Source organism: Acidobacteriota bacterium, from assembly GCA_028875575.1.
GTDB lineage: Bacteria > Acidobacteriota > Terriglobia > Versatilivoradales > Versatilivoraceae > Versatilivorator.
Map to the genome: position 1 here is coordinate 16,676 of JAPPDF010000095.1, position 19,652 is coordinate 36,327.

The 19,652-nt window shown below is 61.8% G+C and carries 17 protein-coding genes; 7 read left to right on the forward strand and 10 right to left on the reverse strand.

Features of this window, described 5'->3' with window-relative positions:
- Positions 1-125: 125 nt before the first annotated feature.
- Positions 126-1,124 carry a ketoacyl-ACP synthase III gene (locus tag OXI69_15830; GenBank protein MDE2667611.1) on the reverse strand — a complete coding sequence of 333 codons (999 nt, stop codon included), beginning with the start codon at positions 1,122-1,124 and terminating at the stop codon, positions 126-128.
- Between the two features lie 331 nt (positions 1,125-1,455).
- Here OXI69_15830 and OXI69_15835 point away from each other — a divergent pair, with 331 nt between their 5' ends.
- Positions 1,456-1,830, forward strand: coding sequence for a DUF2203 domain-containing protein (locus OXI69_15835; protein ID MDE2667612.1), 375 nt, complete (start codon positions 1,456-1,458; stop codon positions 1,828-1,830).
- Positions 1,831-2,073: 243 nt separating this feature from the next.
- Here OXI69_15835 and murB read toward each other — a convergent pair whose 3' ends face one another.
- Positions 2,074-2,991, reverse strand: coding sequence for a UDP-N-acetylmuramate dehydrogenase (gene murB, locus OXI69_15840; GenBank protein ID MDE2667613.1), 918 nt, complete (start codon positions 2,989-2,991; stop codon positions 2,074-2,076).
- A gap of 316 nt (positions 2,992-3,307) precedes the next feature.
- On the opposite strand from murB, the gene OXI69_15845 reads away from it, so the two are divergent.
- Positions 3,308-3,586, forward strand: a complete 279-nt coding sequence (locus OXI69_15845) for an oxidative damage protection protein (GenBank protein ID MDE2667614.1) — start codon at positions 3,308-3,310, stop codon at positions 3,584-3,586.
- Positions 3,587-3,593: 7 nt separating this feature from the next.
- Here OXI69_15845 and OXI69_15850 read toward each other — a convergent pair whose 3' ends face one another.
- The 8 genes from OXI69_15850 to OXI69_15885 form a co-directional block, all read right to left on the reverse strand.
- Positions 3,594-4,682, reverse strand: coding sequence for a zinc-binding dehydrogenase (locus OXI69_15850; protein MDE2667615.1), 1,089 nt, complete (start codon positions 4,680-4,682; stop codon positions 3,594-3,596).
- Between the two features lie 16 nt (positions 4,683-4,698).
- Positions 4,699-6,141, reverse strand: a complete 1,443-nt coding sequence (locus tag OXI69_15855) for an aldehyde dehydrogenase family protein (GenBank protein ID MDE2667616.1) — start codon at positions 6,139-6,141, stop codon at positions 4,699-4,701.
- Positions 6,138-7,376 (reverse strand): phosphonoacetate hydrolase, encoded by a 1,239-nt coding sequence (gene phnA, locus OXI69_15860; protein MDE2667617.1) that lies wholly within the window; start codon positions 7,374-7,376, stop codon positions 6,138-6,140. Before phnA ends, OXI69_15855 begins: the two co-directional genes overlap by 4 nt.
- Positions 7,377-7,394: 18 nt before the next feature.
- Positions 7,395-8,693, reverse strand: coding sequence for an MFS transporter (locus tag OXI69_15865; GenBank protein MDE2667618.1), 1,299 nt, complete (start codon positions 8,691-8,693; stop codon positions 7,395-7,397).
- Positions 8,694-8,792: 99 nt separating this feature from the next.
- Positions 8,793-9,842, reverse strand: a complete 1,050-nt coding sequence (gene moaA, locus OXI69_15870; protein ID MDE2667619.1) for a GTP 3',8-cyclase MoaA — start codon at positions 9,840-9,842, stop codon at positions 8,793-8,795.
- A gap of 90 nt (positions 9,843-9,932) precedes the next feature.
- Positions 9,933-10,256 (reverse strand): iron-sulfur cluster insertion protein ErpA, encoded by a 324-nt coding sequence (gene erpA / locus OXI69_15875; protein MDE2667620.1) that lies wholly within the window; start codon positions 10,254-10,256, stop codon positions 9,933-9,935.
- A gap of 77 nt (positions 10,257-10,333) precedes the next feature.
- Positions 10,334-11,311 carry a 2Fe-2S iron-sulfur cluster-binding protein gene (locus OXI69_15880; GenBank protein MDE2667621.1) on the reverse strand — a complete coding sequence of 326 codons (978 nt, stop codon included), beginning with the start codon at positions 11,309-11,311 and terminating at the stop codon, positions 10,334-10,336.
- A gap of 100 nt (positions 11,312-11,411) precedes the next feature.
- The gene (locus OXI69_15885) at positions 11,412-13,457 is read right to left on the reverse strand and encodes a radical SAM protein (GenBank protein ID MDE2667622.1); all 2,046 of its coding nucleotides are present in this window, start codon (positions 13,455-13,457) and stop codon (positions 11,412-11,414) included.
- A gap of 690 nt (positions 13,458-14,147) precedes the next feature.
- Between OXI69_15885 and OXI69_15890 the strand changes: the two genes are divergently transcribed.
- The 5 genes from OXI69_15890 (at position 14,148) to OXI69_15910 (ending at position 19,652) form a co-directional block, all read left to right on the forward strand.
- Entirely contained in the window at positions 14,148-14,771 is a 624-nt protein-coding gene (locus OXI69_15890) for an LON peptidase substrate-binding domain-containing protein (protein MDE2667623.1), read from the forward strand.
- Between the two features lie 126 nt (positions 14,772-14,897).
- On the forward strand, positions 14,898-16,253 hold the full coding sequence (locus OXI69_15895) for a sodium-dependent transporter (protein MDE2667624.1): 1,356 nt from the start codon (positions 14,898-14,900) through the stop codon (positions 16,251-16,253).
- A 174-nt stretch (positions 16,254-16,427) separates the two neighbouring features.
- Entirely contained in the window at positions 16,428-16,847 is a 420-nt protein-coding gene (locus tag OXI69_15900) for a vitamin K epoxide reductase family protein (protein MDE2667625.1), read from the forward strand.
- Between the two features lie 165 nt (positions 16,848-17,012).
- Positions 17,013-17,786 carry a phytanoyl-CoA dioxygenase family protein gene (locus OXI69_15905; protein ID MDE2667626.1) on the forward strand — a complete coding sequence of 258 codons (774 nt, stop codon included), beginning with the start codon at positions 17,013-17,015 and terminating at the stop codon, positions 17,784-17,786.
- Between the two features lie 72 nt (positions 17,787-17,858).
- Positions 17,859-19,652, forward strand: a complete 1,794-nt coding sequence (locus OXI69_15910; protein MDE2667627.1) for a glycosyl hydrolase family 32 — start codon at positions 17,859-17,861, stop codon at positions 19,650-19,652.

Sequence of the window (19,652 nt, forward strand, 5' to 3'; positions counted from 1 at the left end):
GTGATGCGCAGACGGTCCCTTTCAAGAGCCGGGCAATGGGCGCCGGCGATTCTGCTCGAAATCGTCCGGTAATCATAATGAGATCGGAATCGTGCGTCAACCGTAGCCAGGTCGGTTACCGACCTTCAGTAAGACCAGCGAAGCAGCGCCGTGCCGACCGTGAATCCCGCACCCACCGAGGCCAGCAGGACCACATCCCCCTTGACCAGCCGGTTGTCGGAAAGGGCGTCCCTGATAGCCAGGGGAATGGTGGCCGCGGTGGTGTTTCCGTACTTGTGGAGGTTCAGAATCACCTGATCCTCACGCAATCCGAGCCGCTCCGCCGTTCCCCGAATAATCCGGGCGTTGGCTTGATGCGGAATGAGAAGTCGGAGATCGTCGGGCGAAAGATGGTTTCGTTCCAGCACGATCCTGCTGGCTTCCTCCATCTTTCGAGTGGCGAACTTGAAGACCGGCTGGCCCTCCTGCTTGACGAAGTGCAAGCGCTGCTTAACGGTCTCGCAACTGGGGGGCATCAAGCTCCCTCCGGCCGGCATGCACAGACTGGGTCCGCCCGATCCGTCGATCTCATGGTGGGCATCGATGAAGGAATTCTCCTCCTGGACCGCCGGCTCCAGCAGGACCGCGCCGGCTCCATCGCCGAAGAGCACACAGGTGTTGCGATCCTGGTAGTCAATGATGCGGGACATGGAATCGGCGCCGACCACCACCACCCGGCGGTGCATTCCGGAAGCGACAAAGGCCACCCCGGCAGAGACCGCATAGACGAAACCACAGCAAGCCGCCGAGAGATCGAACCCCCAGGTCCGTGAAATCCCGAGCTTGTCCTGCACCAGGCAGGCAGTAGCCGGAAAGTACATGTCCGGAGTCACGGTGGCGACGATCAACACTTCGATCTCCTGGGGCTCCATCCCCGTGGAACGGCAAAGGTCCTTGATTGCCTCCACGGCCATGTCGGAAGTGGCCTTGCCGGGGTCAAGAATGTGGCGGGTGGCAATGCCGGTCCTTTGGAGAATCCACTCGTCCGAGGTGTCCACCATCTTTTCTAGATCCTGGTTGGTGAGGAGCCGCTCGGGCACATGACAGCCGACACCGCTGATCTGGACGGGACAGGCAGATCTCATCGACAGGAACTCCTGTGGGCACGGAGAAGGGTGCATCCGGCAACGGGGCCTTCCAACGCTACCGGGGACGGACGTGGCCGCCTATCTTAGGGCAAGCCACTCCAAATGTAAATGATGCGGAGGGTTGGGGTGTCCCCTGTGGACGCCCAGCAACAGGAAGGTTGGGACGACCGTGCACCACCTGACAACCACAAGGATTGCCCCTGAGGCAGGGAACGCGGAGCGGAATGGACCTGAATCGATTCCGGCCGGCATTGACAGAGGCCGAAGGGGTGTGTTACCTCTGGCAGGCTGGTTGATTCTTGAAATCCGAAGGCGGTCGAGACCGGGAATGGAAAAACTCTTCTCAGTTGCCGAGGCCAACGCCCTGCTTCCTCGGCTCAGACAATTGTTGAGTCGGGTACAAACCGATAAACGGCGATTGGTTGCCATGAAGGCTGCTGTGGAAGGGGCTCGGGAAGGCCATGTGCGCGACTGGGGCACCCCTCAGGGTCCCGCTTATATCCAGATCCTGGAGAGCTTCCAGGAGAGCGTCCACAATATCGAGGTACTGGGGGTTCTGGTCAAGGACTTCGATGCAGGCCTCTGCGATTTTCCCCACAAACGCGATGGCCGTGTGGTTTACCTCTGCTGGAAACTCGACGAAAAGGAAGTTGCCTGGTGGCACGATCTCAATTCCGGCTTCGCCGGCCGGCAGCCCTTGTGAGCTAACTCTTACCTGAGGCACTCCTGTTTCAGGGACCCCTCCCATGAAACGGCGGAGCGGCTAGGTGAAAAGTGAATAGTGGAGAGTGAAGAGTGGATAGTTATCTGATCCCCACGTTAAGCATCTTGTCTGTCTCGGCGCATTCGTTCAATAAGTGCAACCAAGCCATCTGGCGCTTGCCTGTTCCCGAAATCCCCCGTTAACCGCTCTTCTCTCTCCACTCTCCGCGCTCCACTCTCCACTCTAATCCAGCTCCGCCCCCTCGAATCCAATTAATTCCTGCTCCAGTTCCAGTTCGATCCGGAATCGTCCCAGCACCTCCTCCCGGGCCAGCCGAATCAGTCCCAGCACGTCGGAAGCCCTGGCGCCTCCCAGGTTGATCACGATTCCAGCATGCTTGGGCGAGATCTGCGCCCGACCGAGCACTTTTCCCTTGAGACCCGCATCCTCGATGAGCTTTCCGGCATAGTGCCCCGGAGGTCGCTTGAACACGCTGCCGGCAGTGGCATACTGCCAGGGCTGGCGCTGTCTCCTCCGAGCCAGGATATCCTCGCGAATGAGAAAGAGCGATTCCTTGCAACCCGGGGGAAAGCGGAAGGTGGCGCCGGTAATGTAGGTTTCCCGAATACGAAGAGCTTCGCGGTAGGAAAATTTCACTTCATCCTTTTTCAGCACCTTGAACCGGCCCTGTCCATCCACGCACTCAACCTCGACCAAGTGGTCGGAAATTTCGGCACCGAAGGCCCCCGCGTTCATTCTCAGGGCGCCGCCCAGAGACCCCGGAATTCCCGAAAGACACTCCAGACCCGCCAAACCCCTTCTCAGGCACGTCTTGATGAACTCGTCCAAGACCAGACCGGCGCCGGCACTTACACTTCCCTGCTGAAAGGAGAGCCGGTTGAAACGGCCGAGATGCACGGCCACCCCCGAAAAGCCCCGATCGCTGACCAGCAGGTTGGCGCCGCCGCCCAGGACAAAACTGGGCAGGTCCCTTTCCACCAGGTAGGCGTTCAGACGGCGCAGGTCCTCCAGGTCGGCGGGACAGGCCAGCAGCCGGGCTTCCCCGCCGATGCGATAGGTGGTGCGATCCCGCAAAGGCACGCCGGCCGACACCTCTCCCCGCAGGAGCCTGCCTAGTTCCTCCTGAGTCCCGGCGTCCACTTCGTGACCTCCGATTGGGGATGCCCTCAAGCTATTCGGACCAAATGGCCCTGTCAAGTGTCCCGCCGGTCGAACCGGTGGGGGCCCAATCGCCAAGGTTCGTAAGAGGGCCTGGTCGAACCTGGATCAACCCGCCCGGGTAAACGGCTCCGCCGGTTCGACCGGCGGCCGGCGACCCTTGTGGAAGGCGTTCGGCGACTTCATTCCTGCAAGATGGCCAGCCGCTCCCTCCCAAAATCACACCTTGCCCGGGGTGCTATAATGCCCCGGCGGCCGCGGTTATTCAGCCCGCTGCCAACTGAGAGGAGACGATCCCATGGCAGAACGATTGGTGCAGTGTGTGAAGCTGAAGCGCGAACTACCCGGCCTGGACCACCCACCCTTCAGCGGAGAACTGGGAGAACGGATCTACCAGAACGTTTCCCAGGAAGCCTGGGCCATGTACCGCGAGCATCTCAAGATGGTCATCAACGAGTACCGCCTCACCCTGGGAACCCAGGAGGCCAACGAGATGGTCGAGAGGCACACCGAAGACTATTTCTTTGGGCCGGGGGCATCTCTCCCCCCAGGCTATATTCCTCCCAAGACCGTGTAGCACCCTTTCAGGGCCGAATGCCGACGCGATGGGCCCGACTGTCCACGGCGTACCGAAAAGCCTGGCTGACCTCGCAAAGCGGGTATGTCCGGGTGAGAAGCTCGGAAAAGGGAAACCGGGTGTGGTGCTGCTCGAGGAAGGCCACCGCGGCCGACAGATCTTCCGGGGCGTAATTGTGAACGCCCCGGATCTGCAGCCATCCGCGCACCACCCGCTCCGGATCCAGGGAAAGAGGACTGCTGGGAAACACGGCCCCGACCAGCACATAGCGCCCGCCGGTCCTCAGAAGAGGCACGGCCGCCGCCATGGCGCTGGCAGCCCCCGACAGTTCCAATGCCAGGTCCACTCCGCGTCCCCGGCTGATCTCCTTTACCGTTCGGGCCAGCACTTCGGGCCCCTCTCCGACAGCTACGCAGTGGCTGGCGCCAAAGCGTTCGGCCTGCTTCAGTCTGGCTTTGTCGACGTCACAGACAATAATCCGACTGGCGCCTCGGGACCGGGCCAGAGCGCAGGCGGTCAGACCCAGCATGCCGGCACCCTGGATGAGCACGATCTCGCCCCGACAGCCTCCGCCGGCCCGCATGGCAGCCATGACCGTGGCCGTGGCGCAATTGGCCGGACAAGCCACCTCGTCGGGCAGACCCTCCGGAACCGAAACCACCGGGGTACCGGCAATCAGATGGCACACCTCCGCCAGTCCCCCGTTGAAGAGATGTTCGGGCCGAAGGCTCTCGTGTCCATACTTGAAAAGCCGTTCGCACTTCTGCGGAAGGGTATGCCGGCAGAAGAAACATTGTCCGCAACTGGCCGCAATCGACCAGGAGATGCGATCGCCCACTGTCACCGCCCTGCCGTCCAGAGTTCGCACCGGCGGCCCCGGGCCTGCTTCGATAACTCTACCCAGGATTTCGTGACCCAGGATGGTGGGTGTGGGGGTCTGGCGGCGACCCTGATAGGTGTGGAGGTCACTGCCGCAGATTGAACTGCAGCTTACCCGGACCAGCAGTTGAGAAGATTCGGGCCGGGGCAATGGAAAACTCTCCAGGCGGAGGGGCTCTCCCGGTCCCGTGAACACTGCCGCACGCGCCTTTTCCATCGTCGCCCCCCTGCAACTACCAGGGCAGTGAGAAGGTCTTGACCGTGGACATGAACTTCATGGCCTCGATCACGCCTTCCTTGACTCCAAGCCCCGAATCCTTGACGCCGCCGAATGGGGTGGACTCGATTCGATAGCCCGGCACCTGGTTGATGTTGACCGTCCCGGTGCGGATTCCCTTGACAGCCCGTATAGCTGCCTGGATATCCCGGGTCACCACCCCGGAGGAAAGCCCGTAAGCGGTGGCGTTGGCCAAGGCGATCCCGTCCTCCAGATCGCGGATGGCCAGGATGGGCGCCAGCGGCCCGAAGGACTCGTTGACCACCATCTCGCAGGTTCTGGGGACGTCCGCCACTACCGTGGGTTCCAGGAGAGCTCCTTTCCGCCGCCCGCCGCGGAGGATTCTGGCACCTGCCGCCACCGCTTCCTTCACCCGCCGCTCGAGCCCGGCCGCGGCTGCCTCGTCGATAACGGTGCCGACACGGGTGGTCCACTGTTCGGGGTCGCCCGAGGTGTATTCGCCGGTTTTCTCGACAAACAGCCGGGTGAAGGGCTCCAGCACCCTTTCGTGAACCAGTAGCCGCTTGACGGCGGTGCAGCGTTGACCGGAATTGCGATAGCACCCCTCGGCCGCCAGGCCGGCGGCCAGCTCCAGATCGGCGTCCTCCAGGATCAACAGGGGCGAGTTGCCTCCGAGCTCCAGGCACAACTTCTTGTAGCCGGCGATGGCGGCCAGGCGGTGGCCGACTGCTCCACTCCCGGTAAAGGTGACCGCCTCGATGCGGTCATGCTTGACCAGAGGCTCGGCGAATTCCTCGACGGAACCCAGCAGCACACTCAGCATCGGCCCGGGAAGGCCGGCCTGGTAGAGCAATTCCGCAAATCGGATGGCCGCCAGAGGGGTCTTCTCCGACGGTTTCAGAATCAGGGGGGCTCCGGCAGCCACGGCCGGAGCGATCTTGTGCACCACCTGGTTCAGGGGATGATTGAAAGGCGCGATAGCCCCCACCAGGGGAACCGGCTCCCGCAGTGTGAAGATTTTCCGGGACTTGCCGTGAGTCGAGACATCTCCCGAAAACACCTGGCCTTCGTCCTTGAGAGCCTCGACCGCAGCGCATTGCAGCACGTCCAGCGCCCGTCCCACCTCGTAGGTGGTGTCTCGCAGGCACAACCCGGACTCTCGCGTCACCAGCAGGGCGAATTCCTCGGACCGCTGCTGCAGGGCGGAACGGGCTTTCAGCAGAATTTCATGGCGCTGGTAGCGGGTCAGAGACCCTTTCCAGCCCAGCGCCTCCTCGCAGGCCCGGTCGAGGTGATCCCGGCCGGCCGTGGCGACAGCGCCCACCAACTCGCCCGAATAGGGATTGAAGACCTCCAGGGCGTTGTGGGTCCGTAGCGGCTGTCCGGCCAGATAGCCGGGCAGATCCAGAGTTTCCTCGCGGGGCCGGCTGGGCGTCATTGGGATCCTCCCTCGCAAAGATAGGCAAACAGGTCGAAATTTCTCGGGTCCCTGGCTGCTCCCGCCCGCGTTCCGGACTCGGAGAGCAGCAGGGGCACCGTTTCCTCGAAGCGGCCGCCATGGGACCTCAAGTCGCCCCTCAGAGGGCTCAGGTCGTGATACTCGGGCGTGCGGCCCATCACGACATCCCGATCCGAAAACACCATCAGGTCCCCAATGCGGTCCGGCGGGAGCTCCAGACGGGTGGCCGCCTCCGGTCGCCTGCACACCTCGGTCACACCCTGACGTCGAGACAGCCATTGGACCACGTCCTTCTCGGAAACTCCATCAGCCAAGTGAATCGTCACTGCCGACCCCAAGGCACCGTGGTGCACCACGTAGGGATCGGTGATGGGGCAGATCACCGTCACACCCCCGCCAAACTGCTCCCGGAGCTCGCTCTCCAGGTAGATCACGTTGGGCCGGCCGTCGGGTTTGGTCTTGGCATTCATTCCATGATCCGCCGTGGCTCCGACGACGGCGCCCAACCCCAGCAGGCGGCCCAACTGGTGGTCGATGGCTTCATAGAAGTCCAGCGCCTCGGGAGCCGACGGTGCATGGCGGTGTTGCACGTAGTCGGTCAGCGACAGATAGAGGAAGTCCGACTGGCGGCTCTCCAACAGGGACACGCCGGCGCGCAAGACGAACAGGCTGGCCTCGGCGCTGTAGATGTCGGGACTGCCCTCCCGGACGGTCTCCGCCAGACTCTCCAGACCCGGAAGATCCAGCATCTGCTCGCCGGCCCGCTCCGACGAAAAAGCAATTCCCTGAAGTCCGCGGGTCAACAGGTCGCGCAGTTTTTCCTTGGCCGTCACCATGGCCACCTTCCTTCCCGAACGGGCGGCGGCCGCCAGGATGGTGTCGCACCGCAGGTAGCGGGCCGAGTTCATCATGACCTCGGCGCCGCTTCGGGGATCGAGAAAGAAGTTGCCGGAAATACCTGTGACGGAAGGAGGAACACCGGTGACGATACAGGCGTTGTTGACGTTGGTGTAGGTGGGCAGAGCTGCCCGGGCCAGCCCCCGGTAGCCGCCGGCAGCCATTCGGGCCAGGTGGGGCATGCAGCCCCGGGAGAGCGCCACCGTCAGGTAGTCGTCCTCGCAGCCGTCCATGCAGATCGCTACCACCGGCTTGGCCGGCGGCTCGTACCGGCGGCCGTTAACGGAGAAGGGTGAAGTGGAGAAGGTTGCATTCATGGTTGTTGGGTGCAGCAGCTACCTCCGGACAAAGAGTGCAATCGCCCCGCTGAGCAGGCAGGCGCCGGCCACCAGCGGAAACACCAGACCGGTGTCGTCACCGCTCCGTTGGATCATCCATCCGATGAAGGGCTCTCCCAGTCCCGCCAGCAGGTAGGCATGCATGTTCATGATTCCGGTGCCGGTGCCCGCGTAACGGGTCCCCAGCAGATCGGGGCACAGAGCCCAGAACGCCGACTGGGGGCCGTAGGTGAAGAACCCGCAAAGTGCCAGCAATGTCATGGACCAAAAGAAATGGTACGGCAACAGGTACATGGCGGTGCAGGCCAGGGAGGCAGCCGTCATGAACAGGAAGATGACCCGCGACCGATTGGAATGAAAGACCCGGTCGGACAGCCAGCCGCTGCTTACGGCACCCAGGGCCATGCCTGCCGGCAGCGCCACGGTGATCCAGGTCCGACCGGCAAAGCCTCGCCAGCCCGCCCCCAGAAAGTGGACCGGCACCCAGGTCAACAGGCCGTAGCGGGCCAGGCTCTGGAAACCGATGGCCAGGCTGGCGATCATGAAGCGCCAATTGGAACACACCTGCCGGTAACGATGCCAGGTGGTTTCTTCGTTGTCTTCCTTTCCTTGGGGCGCGGACCTGCCTTCAGCCGGATTGTCTTCCAGGTGATTCGACTCGGAGAAACCGAGTTCCTCGGGGCGGTCACGAGCTACCCGGAAGTAGAACGCTCCGCCCAGCAGAAGCAGCAGCACCGGGAGACGAAAGATCCAGCGCCAGTTCAAATCCAGGGCCAGAATGAGATTGGAGGTGGTGAATGCCAGAACGGAGGACAGACCGGCCGCGCCAACGTAAAGACCGTAGACCTTCCCTCGCTCCCGGCGGCTCCACCAATTGGACAGCACCCGACTCCCCGGGGCCCAGCCCATGGACTGCGCGTAGCCGTTGATGGCCCAGGGAACCAACAGGCTCACCAAGCCGCCGGCGAAACTGACCCCCCAATTGAACATACAGGAGAGCAGCGCCCCCAGGCTCATCATCCGGCGACCACCGAAACGATCCCCCAGGTTCCCGTTGACGGCCTGCCCGGCGGCATAGCTCCACAACATGGCGCTGCTGACCCACCCCAGACCGGCTTTGCCGATGCCCAGTTCCTGCTCTATGCCCGGAATGGCGAAACCGAAGGTCTGCCGGCCGGTGTAGTAGAACAGGTAGCAGAGCATGGTGGCACAAAGAATACGCCACTGAGCCCGCCGAAACCGACGGTTCTCTTCCGCCATGTCCGGCCCGCGCCTGACGCCGGGTCGTTGGTGCATGATGGCTACTTACGGGTCTTCAGCAACTTCTCGGGAATTTTGGGGGATCCTGCGGAAACAGTGAATGTCGAGCGCGCCTACGAGGGCTTCATGGCGCAATCACCCACCCAGGCTGATCATCTCTATCTTCTTGTGATCTTCGGCGCGATAACCCTGGTGCGAATGGAGGGCCTCCAGCCGGGATTCCGAGTAACGGTCGCTCCTCCCATTCCAGATGGAAACCAGCCGTTCGCGAAGCTCCCGATCGGAGGCTCCTACCCGCATTGGCGTCTTGAGGTCGTGTCCGACCTCTGAAAAGAGGCAGGTGACGAACTTTCCATCCGCGGTCAGCCTGGCCCGGCTGCATCCGCTGCAAAAGGGTTCGGTGACCGAAGCGATCACACCGAAATCGCCCCCACCGTCAGCAAACCGGTAGTCGACTGCCGGCGCCCTGCCCTGCTCCCGGCCCACCTCGGTCATGGGAAAGACGGAACGGATTTGCTCCAGAATTTCCTCCTTGGAAACCATCTTTTCCGATTTCCAACTGTTGGAATTCCCCACGTCCATGTATTCGATGAACCGAATACCGAACCCGTGGGAGCGGGAGAACTCCACCAGCGGGATGATCTCGTCGTCATTGACCCCTCGTTCCACAACCGTGTTGATCTTGATGGGATGGAAGCCCTGGCTCCGGGCGGCAAACAGTCCCTCCAACACTTTGTCCAGGTTGCCCCGCTTGACGATCCGCTTGAACTTTTCCGGATCCAGGGTGTCCAGGCTGACGTTGATTCGTTTCAGCCCGGCCGCCTTGAGGAGGGGGGATTGCTCGACCAGCAGGGCCCCATTGGTGGTCAGACACAAGTCCTGCAGCCCCCTGAGGGAAGCCAGCCTCTCCACCAGCCGGTGCAGGTCCTTGCGCAGCAGAGGCTCGCCTCCGGTCAGTCGAATTCTCTCCACGCCCAGCCCAATGAGAATGCGGGCCAGGCGTTCGATTTCCTCGAAGGTCAGGATCTCCTGCTTGGCGATCCAGACATACTCGTCAAAGGGCATGCAATAGGTGCAGCGGAAGTTGCACCTATCCGTCACCGATATCCTCAGGTCCTTCAGAGGACGTTGAAAGGCATCGACCAGCATGATGGAAACCACCGCTTCCGGAATGTTGGAAGCCATCTATGAAAAAAGGCCATTCCTCCTCTCGGAAAAATGGCCTTCGGATCTCTGCAACCCGTATCCGCAAACGGATCTCAGACGGCTGCCGAACTACACGTGGAAGGACTCGCCGCACCCGCAGGTGCTCTTGACGTTGGGGTTGTGGAACTTGAAGCCGGCGCCGGTGAGGCTTTCGATGTAGTCGATCTCGGTTCCGTCCAGATAGATCATGCTCCCCTTGTCGACGAAGACCTTGAAGCCCTGCAACTCCAGAATCTCATCCCCACCGTTGGCTTTCTTTTCGAAGCCCATCTGATACTGAAAGCCCGAACACCCGCCGCCGACGATCTGCACTCGCAGGCCGGCGTATTGCTCCTGCTGGCTGTCCAGTATTTCCTTGACCTTACCCTGCGCTTTCTCGGTGATGTTCAGCATTGCGTTTGCGGCTCCTTTCAGCCCGCCAGCGATGACGACTGCTTGATGGGATTATTGTAGCGATTCCGGCAGAAAAATCAATCCCCCGCGTCGGGGGAAACTTCAGGGGCGGGTTCCTGAAGCACGCCGTTCCAGGGAGGAACGACGACGGAAACGTCCCCGTAGCACTTGGATTGGCAGGCCAAGCGGACTGCCGGGTGTTTCCGGGCGATTTCCGTCGGGGGAGCGTAGCCGAAATACTCCAGGCGGCGCTCTTCGAATGCGGTCATTTCCGAGAGATTCTCCTGTCCGGACAGAACCCCGATCCAACAGTAACCGCAAGCACCGCTACGGCACTGCACCGGCACGGGTCCGGCAACGCGCCGCGGATCCAACTCCCGAAAATCCCTGGCGTCGCTCCCGCTGGCCATCGACAGGTCCTGCCCCTCCAGGGCCTCGTAGAAGGAATCCGGAGCGCTCTCGTCGAAGGTCACCCGGTACTTCTTGGACTTCCAGATCAGGGACTTCCAGCCCCGCCCTTTTCGCAATTTCAACACCTCGGCCGCCGACTTCGGCTGCCCGTTGGGAGAAGGTTCCCGGGCGCACGCAGCCAGGGAGGACAGTCCCACCTGCCGCAGCACCATCACACCCACCGCAACGATGCCCGTCAGCAGGGGCTGCTCCACCTGAAGCCTGACAGCCAACTGGCCGGCCAACTTCAGAATGTGGGCATCAAGACCTGCTTCCCGAGGATCCGAGGACTCCTCGGCATAGGCTACCACCGCCTGCTTGACCTCCGGCCAATAGTTCGACCCGAACAGAAAGGCCACCGAGGCATTGATCTGCTCTTCCAAACGCGGGTTCCCGTCCAACTGCAATTCCTTGAGCACCTGGGCCGGGTCGGGGGCGCGGTCCAGAGCCAGCCGGAGCTTCAGGGGCCAGAAGGCAAACCAGATGCGGGTGGCCCGGCTGTCGGCCGGGTGAATTCGGGGAAGGATACGATCCAGCGCCTCGGCCCAATCGCCCTCGTCCAACCGATGTAAATAGGTTTCGAAAACCGTCTTGTCCGCAGCCATGTTTTTGCTGTTCCGCCCTTCCCGCCCAACCAAAAAATGGGCTATCCATTGCGGATAGCCCATTAATCGCCTCTGCTGGCCGCAATCCCTCAGTCCACTCTTACTTGGAAGGAACCGAGATCTGGACCAGTTCGTCCGGCTTCTTGTTGAGCACCATTTCCTCGTAGACCTTGCGCATCTTGGCCTCCTCCCGGGCCGCCTTCCTGCGCATCCGCGCCTCGTCGGACGCCGTCTGCGGAGCATCTTCCAGGACTCTCACTCTGGCGGCATCCTCGGAGTCCACCTTGAGAAGGTGCTCGTAGCTCTCCAGGTTCACATTCTTGCCCTTGGCGAACACCTCGTGTTTCCCACGCTCCCTGTACCACTCGGCCACGGTCGCGTTCTTGTGCATGTTCTCGATGATCTTGCGCCATCCCACCCCGGTGTTGTAGGCGCAGAAGGAGATCTCTCCTTCCTGGGTGGCATAGGGAATGATGCACATCTCGGTACGCCGGAAGTCGTAGTTGAAGAGATCCTGGAACCACATTCCCGCGATAAAGAGGAAATTCCAGGGATCCTCGCGGCGCTTCTTAATGTCGTCCAGGGTTCGGCTGGGGTCCGACCTGCCGTATTTTTCGTCGGCCTTGCCGGAGGTGTTCCAGGTCTTGTCGAACTTCTTGAGGATATCGGAGAGGGTCAGACTTGGCGGCGCCTTGAAGGGCGAATAGTTCTTCAGCAGCGCCATGGCCATCAGGAAGTTGGAGAAGGTCTTGCCACGAGCCGCGTCGGTAATCATGCTCATGTCGCGCATCAATCCGGGAACATTGATGAACTGGGGAACGGCCGCTACCTCTTTGTTCTCCTTGTTGATCATCACGGCCGTGCCCACACCGCAGTTGGGGTGGCAGCCGCAACTGAAGGTTCCCCATTCCCGGTCGGGGCCGTGGACCAGGTCGGCGTAGTCGGCAAAGCCGCCCATGATCGAGATCGGGAACCAGTCCCGGGTCGGCTCCGCAATCCCGGTCTGTTCCTTCACGTCGCTGGCCATGTGTGACAGGGTGTAACGCTGCCGGTGCCGGCGATCGGGGGTGATCTCCTCGTCCCGGCCGGTGAAGGAGACCGGCTGGAAGGAGATGAAGGAGATCTTCTTGGGGTTGTCCATGGCGAACCGGATTATGGGGCCAACCTGGTCGTTGTTGACGCCGTTGATCAGAGTGGTCACCAGAACAATCTCGATGCCGGCTTCGTGCATGTTGTTGATCGCTCTCAGCTTGACGTCGAAGAGATTGCCGATCTGACGGTGGCTGTTGGCGTCGTTGCCGATCCCGTCGAACTGCAGGTAGGCATAGCGAAGGCCGGCCTCGGCGGCCTTGCGCGAAAACTCCTTGCTCTTGGCGAATTCAATGCCGTTGGTGGCCGCCTGCACGCTGTTGTATCCCAGGTCGCGCGCCAACTTGACCGCCTTCAGAAAGTAGGGGGACATGGTCGGCTCTCCGCCGGAGAACTGAATGGACATCTGCCTCCTGGGCTTGATTTCCAGGGCGTTGGTCATGATCTCATGGATGTCTTCCCAACTGAGCTCGTGAACATAGCCCACTTGGTTGGCATCCATGAAACAGGGGTCGCACATCATGTTGCAGCGGTTGGTAAGGTCCACGGTCAGGACCGATCCCCTGCCGTACTTGATGGTGCTGGTGCCGTGCTTGTGCAACCGCTCGTCGTTGTGAGCCCGGATATCGCGGCCGGGGAAGTTGCCCTCGATCCAGCGCAGAAAGGATACGTCCTTGGCTATCATGTCCTCGAACTTGCCGCACTTCGGACATTCCTTGACCATCCAGACCTCGCCGTTCCGTTCGACGATCTCGGCCTTGATTTCACCCACGTGCTCGGTCACCAGCGATTGCCAGTCCTGCTCTCCGTTGATGATCCGCTCTCTGGCCTCCATCACGCAGACCGGGCACAGAGAGTCGGTGGTTCTGGGGAACCCCAGGGTGGGCTTGGACTTCTCCCAGGACTTCTGCAGGGGCTTGTCCGACCATTTGGGCGTAAAAGATGCATTGGGGAAATACTTGTTGAAGAACTGGACGGAGTTGAAGACAACGCCGGCCGCCGAACATGCGGCGGAGTCCACGTACTTCATGAGGCGCTTGCTTGTTGCGCTAGACATGTTCTCATTCTCCAGAAAGGTTTTTTCGCCCCTGCCTGCAGAAAGCGAAAGGCAGATGGCCCGTCGAATCGCGGCCCTTCCGAATAGGCGCGAATTGCGAGAGGTTGGCGCTCAAGACCCCGAACTCACCGATAAGGTCTGCCGGAAGCAGGACTGATTCCGAATGAGGTTCGGGGATGTGCCGGTTGGCGAATACTAACTCAAAATCGAAAATATTGGTAGCCCCTTGGATGATGGGCGGTGAGAGTCTTGGAGCCGGCCGTCGGGGCTGACGCCAACACACCAGATAATGCAGCCTAACTATAGGAATCTGTTGGTGCGGTCGAGAAGAACATTGCAGGGAGTGGTGCCATTTGGAGGGCGAGCGGTCCGAAATCGGGCTCCTCGCGGTTTCGCAAGCGGCTCGGTGACAACCCGGAGTCCCGCGGAGAGAATAGCAACAGATTCTCGCGATCGAGCCCGACCACGCCCTTGTGCGTGACGTCCTCCTGCCGGGCCTTGGTCGATAAAGGGCACGGTCCCTGCGTCCCGGTCTGTTCCTGAAGACATTCGACTCGACGGCCACAGTGGTCGCTATCCACCCCGTGAGCCGGCTTTCGACCTCTGCCCCGAAACCCATGCTTGGCCGGTCGAGGACGCCGCGGTTGAACCACCCTTGACCGCGGAACAAACCTGAGGCTACCATGCCCCATGACCCGCCTCCTGCCGCTGTTCCCTCTGGACATCGTCCTGTTTCCCAAGATGGTTCTTCCTCTGCATATCTTCGAGGAGAGGTACAAGGAGATGATCGGGGAATGCCTCCGCTCCAAGTCACCCTTCGGGGTGCTGTACACCCACGAGGGGACCACGGCGAGGGTAGGCTGCCTGGCCGGAATCCTCAGGGTTCTCAAGAAGTACGACGACGGCAGAATGGACCTGTTGGCCCAGGGCGGCGACCGCTTCGAGATTCTCCATTTCGACACTTCGGCCTCCTATCTGCAGGGCTGGTCCGAGTCCTTTGCCGACCGGGAGGAGGCCCAACCACCCGACCGGAAGGCAGTCCAGCAACTGCTGGATCTATTTCAGGAGACCGCGCGCATCCTGAAGAGGAGCGAGGCCGAAAAAGTGGTGGTCTCCCCAGGCTACCAGGGGTTGAGTTTTCAGATCGCCGCGGGATTTGCACTGCCGAAGACAGTCAAGCAAAGGGTTCTGGAGGGGCGCAGCGAAACCGAGAGGGTGGCCGTCCTCATCGCCTACTTCAACGAAAATCTTCCTCGCCTTCGCCGAACCGGTGTCGCCGTCAAGAGGGCCGGTTCCAACGGCCACGTTCGCTGACGCGATATTTGTGTTATGGTGTCGCCTGTTTGTCGGACCGGGGTCTAAACGGGGCGGCGTTCGGTTCCGCCCGACATCCGACAACCGTAGCGGAATAAGACCGATAGGTTACCTATGGAAGCATCCTTGAACAAGCGAAGCCATTGGGGATCCAAGATCGGCTTCATCCTGGCGGCCGCCGGATCGGCGGTGGGGCTGGGCAACATCTGGAAGTTCCCCTACGTCACCGGCGAAAACGGTGGAGGGATCTTCGTCGTCATCTACCTGGCCTGCGTGGTTCTGGTCGGCCTGCCGGTCATGATCGCCGAGATCCTTATGGGGCGCGCCGCCCAAAGCTCCCCCGTGGGAGCCTTCAAAACTCTGGCGGGTGGCCGGAGTCCCTGGGTAGGGGTGGGTTGGCTGGGAGTCTTCGCCTCTTTCGTTCTCCTTTCCTACTACAGCGTGGTGGCGGGATGGTCTCTCCATTACACCTGGCTCTCCATCAGCGGACAGTTGGCGGGACTGGGGCCGGAAAAAGTGGCGCCCGTTTTTGGAAGCCTCTACGGGTCGGCCGAGACGAACCTCTTGTGGCACCTGGTCTTCATGGGACTGGCCATCGCGGTGGTCTTTGGAGGGGTCGCAAAAGGAGTCGAACGCTGGTCGCGGATCCTGATGCCGGCCCTGCTGATCATGATGCTGGTGCTGCTGGGCAAGTCCCTGACGCTGGATGGATTCGGCAAGGCGTTCCACTTCCTGTTCGGCTTTCACCAGGACAAGTTCACGGCCGCGGGAGCCTTGGAAGCCCTGGGACACTCCTTTTTCAGCCTAAGCCTGGGGATGGGAGCGATGATTACCTACGGCAGCTACCTGCGCCGCCAGGACGACGTCGTGGGAGCCTCGGTCACCATCTCCGCCCTGGACACCTGTATCGCTCTAGGCGCCTCGCTGATGCTCTTCCCCATCATCTTCAGCTACGGCATGGAGCCGGCGGCAGGACCCGGCCTGGTGTTCGTCAGCGTGCCTATCGCCCTGAGCCAGATGCCGGGAACCACTTTCCTGGCAACCGTCTTCTTTGGCCTGCTGGTCTTTGCCGCCCTGACCAGCGCCATCTCCATGCTGGAGGTCGCCACCTCCTATTTCATCGACCAGCGGGGCTGGCAGCGCCGTCGGGCAGTGGTGACAGCGGGATTGACCATTGCCGCGGTGGGGCTGCCGTCAGCACTCAGTGGCGGGACCCGGCTGTTCGGCGCCGGCATGGAGGCGCTGGTGGGCAAGAACTGGTTCGACAGCCTGGACTACCTGGTTTCCAACTGGATGCTTCCGCTGGGGGGACTGGGGATCGCCCTTTTTACCGCCTGGCGCATGAACCGGCAGTTGCGCCGGGAGGAATTCCTCTCGGGCAGCCGGCTACGCGTGTTCTACAAGGGATGGGTATTCCTGCTGAAGTATCCGGTTCCCGTGGCCATCCTGCTGGTCTTCCTGAAAGCCGTGGGCGTACTCTAGAAGAAGGATGGGGATAGCAACTCATCCAGCATAATTCCGCGCGCTGCCGGCGCCGGAATTGGTTCGGCAAACGGTGATTCCGAGGCAAGACGGCGGTCTGTTCGCCCATTTTCACCACGTCTCCGGGAGTTTCGCGGCGGAACAGCCCACAACCCTCCTTTAAGAGAGCACGCCGTGGTTTCCGTTGCGCTCATCCTGCTGGCCGCTGTCGGTCTGACGATTTCCAGCTACTTTACGGCCGTTGCATACGGCTGGATCGACCCCACGGAAGAGTGGATCCCATCCTTCTGCCGCATGGGAGAGCAGACCTGCAGCCGGGTGATTTATTCCCCCAGGGCCCGCGTCTTCGGGCTCCCTAATTCACTGCTGGGCCAGATCTTTTACCTCGCCATCCTGGCAGCGGTCTTCGCCGATCTGATCTTTCTGAAACCTTATATCTGGCTGTTTCTCTCGGCCGGCTTCCTCACCGTACTTCTGGGAATATACCTCAGTTACTCTCTGCTCTACCTGACCCGGATACGCTGTGTGCTTTGCTTTACCTCTCACGCCATCAACGGGATCATCTTCCTGCTCCTGCTGCTGGCTGAACCGTGATCATGGACGCAGGAAACTGTCGCGAGAGCCTGTAACCCTGGAGTTGGAATTGATGGGGGTTGAGTGGACAGTCCACCGTCGTCGCCATCGCCCACCGCCCGGATGCTGATTGGCCGACGACAGGACATCGTACCCGCGAGAAACGCACTTGGAGGCTGACCGGAAATGAATATGCGCGCGGCTCTGGATCAGATGGGCGTTGGGGATGCCCTGCTCTCGGCCGAGGAAAAATCCTTTCTGGACGAGAACGGATACCTGGTCTTTCCGGACATCCTGACCCGGAGCCAGGTCCGGATCTTCAATGATCACCTGGCGGCGCTGGCCGAGCAGGAGGAAAACAGCGGGCTGGTGGAAGAGGGCTTTCAGCACGGCACCGTGGTGGTGCTGGACCTGGTCAACAAGGACCCCGTCTTCGACATCTGTATCAGCCATCCGAGGATTCTGGCAGCCGTGGACCGCGTCTTGCCCAAGGGGTTTCGGCTCTCTTCTCTCTGTTCCCGGTCAGTGCTCCCCGAGGGCGGACACCAGGACCTTCACCCCGACTGGCACCCCGCCTGGTGGCGGGACCGCAAGCAGCCCAGCGACCACTTTTCCTGCAATACTCTCTGGATGCTGGACGACTTCACGCCCGACAACGGCGCTACCCGGCTTGTTCCGGGATCACACCTGGGACTGACGTTCCCCGAGGATGAGATGCAAGACATGCAGCAGCCGCATCCCCGGGAAATCTGCGTCACCGGATCCGCAGGCACGGTGGTGGTTTTCACCGGACACACCTGGCACAGCGGGGTCAAAAACCGAACCGATGCGCCGCGGCGGTCCCTCACGGCCTATTTCTGCCGAAGGGATCAGCCCCAGCAGACCGATCAGCGCGAGGTTCTTCGACCGGCCACCTCCCAACGACTCAGCCAGGCGACCCTGTACCTGCTGGATGTTTAGCCCGCGTTTCGAACGACGGGTCCGTCACGCTTCCCATTCAACGAGATCGCCAACCACGGCAGGAGCGCGCAGTTGAACCGCCGTAGATTTCTAAAACAGCTCACCGGACTCACCGGCGGCCTGGCGCTGGCTCGGCTGGCGGCGCCTGCCTCATCCCCTCCGTTGACGTCCTCAGGCCAGCCTCGTCCCCAGGAGAGCGCCGGCCATGAAACTCTCTACAACGGCATCCGGCTCCCGGATCCCTGGCCTCCCCGCTATCCGCCGGAAGACTTCCGCACGCCTGTCGCGCCTCCCTACCTGGCGGATATTCCCGAGGTCATCCCCATTGACCGGGGACGTCAACTGTTCGTGGACGACTTCCTCATTTCCGAAAGCACCCTCAAGCGCTCTTTTCATAGGGCTCGCCTGCACCCGGAGAACCCGGTCCTGAAGCCGGAGACCCCTCTGGAGATGAACCGGGGCCTTCAGCCGGTGGCCTGTCCCTTCAACGACGGCGTCTTCTACGACCCCGAGGACCGTTTGTTCAAGATGTGGTACCACGCCGGCTGGTTCGACGGCATCGCCTACGCCACCAGCCGGGATGGAATTCACTGGACCCGACCGCGCCTGGACGTGGAACCGGGCACCAACAGGGTCCTGGTTCGGGGAAAGGGATACGAAAGGGACGGAGTGGGAATCTGGCTGGACCAGGAGACTTCCGACCGGCAGCAGCGATTCAAGATGTTTGCCTTCTTCAGGGGGCCGGACAACTTCCGCAGGGGAGAGGTCTATACCTCGGCGGACGGCATTCATTGGGGCGAGCCCACGCCCACCGGCCCCTGCGGCGACAACACCACCTTCTTCTACAACCCCTTCCGCAAGGTCTGGGTTTACAGCATTCGCACCTTCCAATTCCAGCCCAGGCTGAGCCGGTTGCGAGGCTATCGGGAACATCCCGACTTTGCGGAGGGAGCCGCCTGGGAAGAGAGCGACGTCCACCACTGGGCCGGGGCCGATGAGCTGGATCCGCCGGCGCCCGACCTGGGCCATCCCACCCAGCTCTACAACGTGGACGCGGCCGGCTACGAGAGCCTGATGATCGGCCTGCTGGCCATCCACCGGGGACCTCCCAACCAGATCTGCCTGGAGGGCGGGTTCCCGAAGCTCACCGAGTTATGCCTGGGATTCAGTCGAGACGGATTCCACTGGCACCGTCCCGACCGGCGTTCCTTCATCGCCCCCTCCCGGCGCAAGGGCACCTGGAACCGTGCCTACCTCCATTCGGCCGGGGGCTGCTGCCTGGTGGTAGGAGACCAGCTCTACTTCTACTTCGGGGCCTGGTCCGGGGAGTCCCCCAAGCTGGGAGGCCACATGTATGCGGGCGGCAGCACCGGCCTGGCCGTCCTGCGCCGGGACGGCTTCGCCTCGCTGGACGCCCCGGCTTCGGGGGGAGCGGTCACCACCCGACCGCTACGTTTCCAGGGTCGTCACCTGTTCGTCAACCTGCAGGCCCCGCGGGGACGGCTCCAAGCCGAGGTCCTTGACGCACAAGGCGTCCCGATTGCCCCCTTTTCCAGGCAAAATTGCCTGCCGGTGAGCGGAGACAGCACGCTCAGCCAAGTCGCTTGGAGGGATGCCGCCGATCTTTCGCGGCTGGCCGGCCGGCCCGTCCGCTTTCGCTTTCACCTGACCAACGGCAAGCTCTATTCCTTCTGGGTCAGCCCATCGCAGACCGGTGCCAGCAACGGCTACCTGGCCGGCGGCGGTCCCGGTTTCACCGGTCCCAGCGATACGGTAGGAGAGCCGCGGGATGAGGGACAGTGGCGGGATCAACCTACGGCAACCCGATGGTCAACACATCGAATCTCGTCCCGTTTGACATCTTGA

What these genes read in the sequence shown, in the direction of transcription:
- OXI69_15890 (MDE2667623.1), top strand. Translation starts at nt 14,148, where the DNA reads ATGACCCGCCTCCTGCCGCTGTTCCCTCTGGACATCGTCCTGTTTCCC.
- moaA (MDE2667619.1), bottom strand. Translation starts at nt 9,842, where the DNA reads ATGGCTTCCAACATTCCGGAAGCGGTGGTTTCCATCATGCTGGTCGAT.
- OXI69_15845 (MDE2667614.1), top strand. Translation starts at nt 3,308, where the DNA reads ATGGCAGAACGATTGGTGCAGTGTGTGAAGCTGAAGCGCGAACTACCC.
- phnA (MDE2667617.1), bottom strand. Translation starts at nt 7,376, where the DNA reads ATGAATGCAACCTTCTCCACTTCACCCTTCTCCGTTAACGGCCGCCGG.
- OXI69_15880 (MDE2667621.1), bottom strand. Translation starts at nt 11,311, where the DNA reads ATGGCTGCGGACAAGACGGTTTTCGAAACCTATTTACATCGGTTGGAC.
- erpA (MDE2667620.1), bottom strand. Translation starts at nt 10,256, where the DNA reads ATGCTGAACATCACCGAGAAAGCGCAGGGTAAGGTCAAGGAAATACTG.
- OXI69_15850 (MDE2667615.1), bottom strand. Translation starts at nt 4,682, where the DNA reads ATGGAAAAGGCGCGTGCGGCAGTGTTCACGGGACCGGGAGAGCCCCTC.
- OXI69_15905 (MDE2667626.1), top strand. Translation starts at nt 17,013, where the DNA reads ATGAATATGCGCGCGGCTCTGGATCAGATGGGCGTTGGGGATGCCCTG.
- OXI69_15865 (MDE2667618.1), bottom strand. Translation starts at nt 8,693, where the DNA reads ATGCACCAACGACCCGGCGTCAGGCGCGGGCCGGACATGGCGGAAGAG.
- OXI69_15830 (MDE2667611.1), bottom strand. Translation starts at nt 1,124, where the DNA reads ATGAGATCTGCCTGTCCCGTCCAGATCAGCGGTGTCGGCTGTCATGTG.
- OXI69_15835 (MDE2667612.1), top strand. Translation starts at nt 1,456, where the DNA reads ATGGAAAAACTCTTCTCAGTTGCCGAGGCCAACGCCCTGCTTCCTCGG.
- OXI69_15885 (MDE2667622.1), bottom strand. Translation starts at nt 13,457, where the DNA reads ATGTCTAGCGCAACAAGCAAGCGCCTCATGAAGTACGTGGACTCCGCC.
- OXI69_15855 (MDE2667616.1), bottom strand. Translation starts at nt 6,141, where the DNA reads ATGACGCCCAGCCGGCCCCGCGAGGAAACTCTGGATCTGCCCGGCTAT.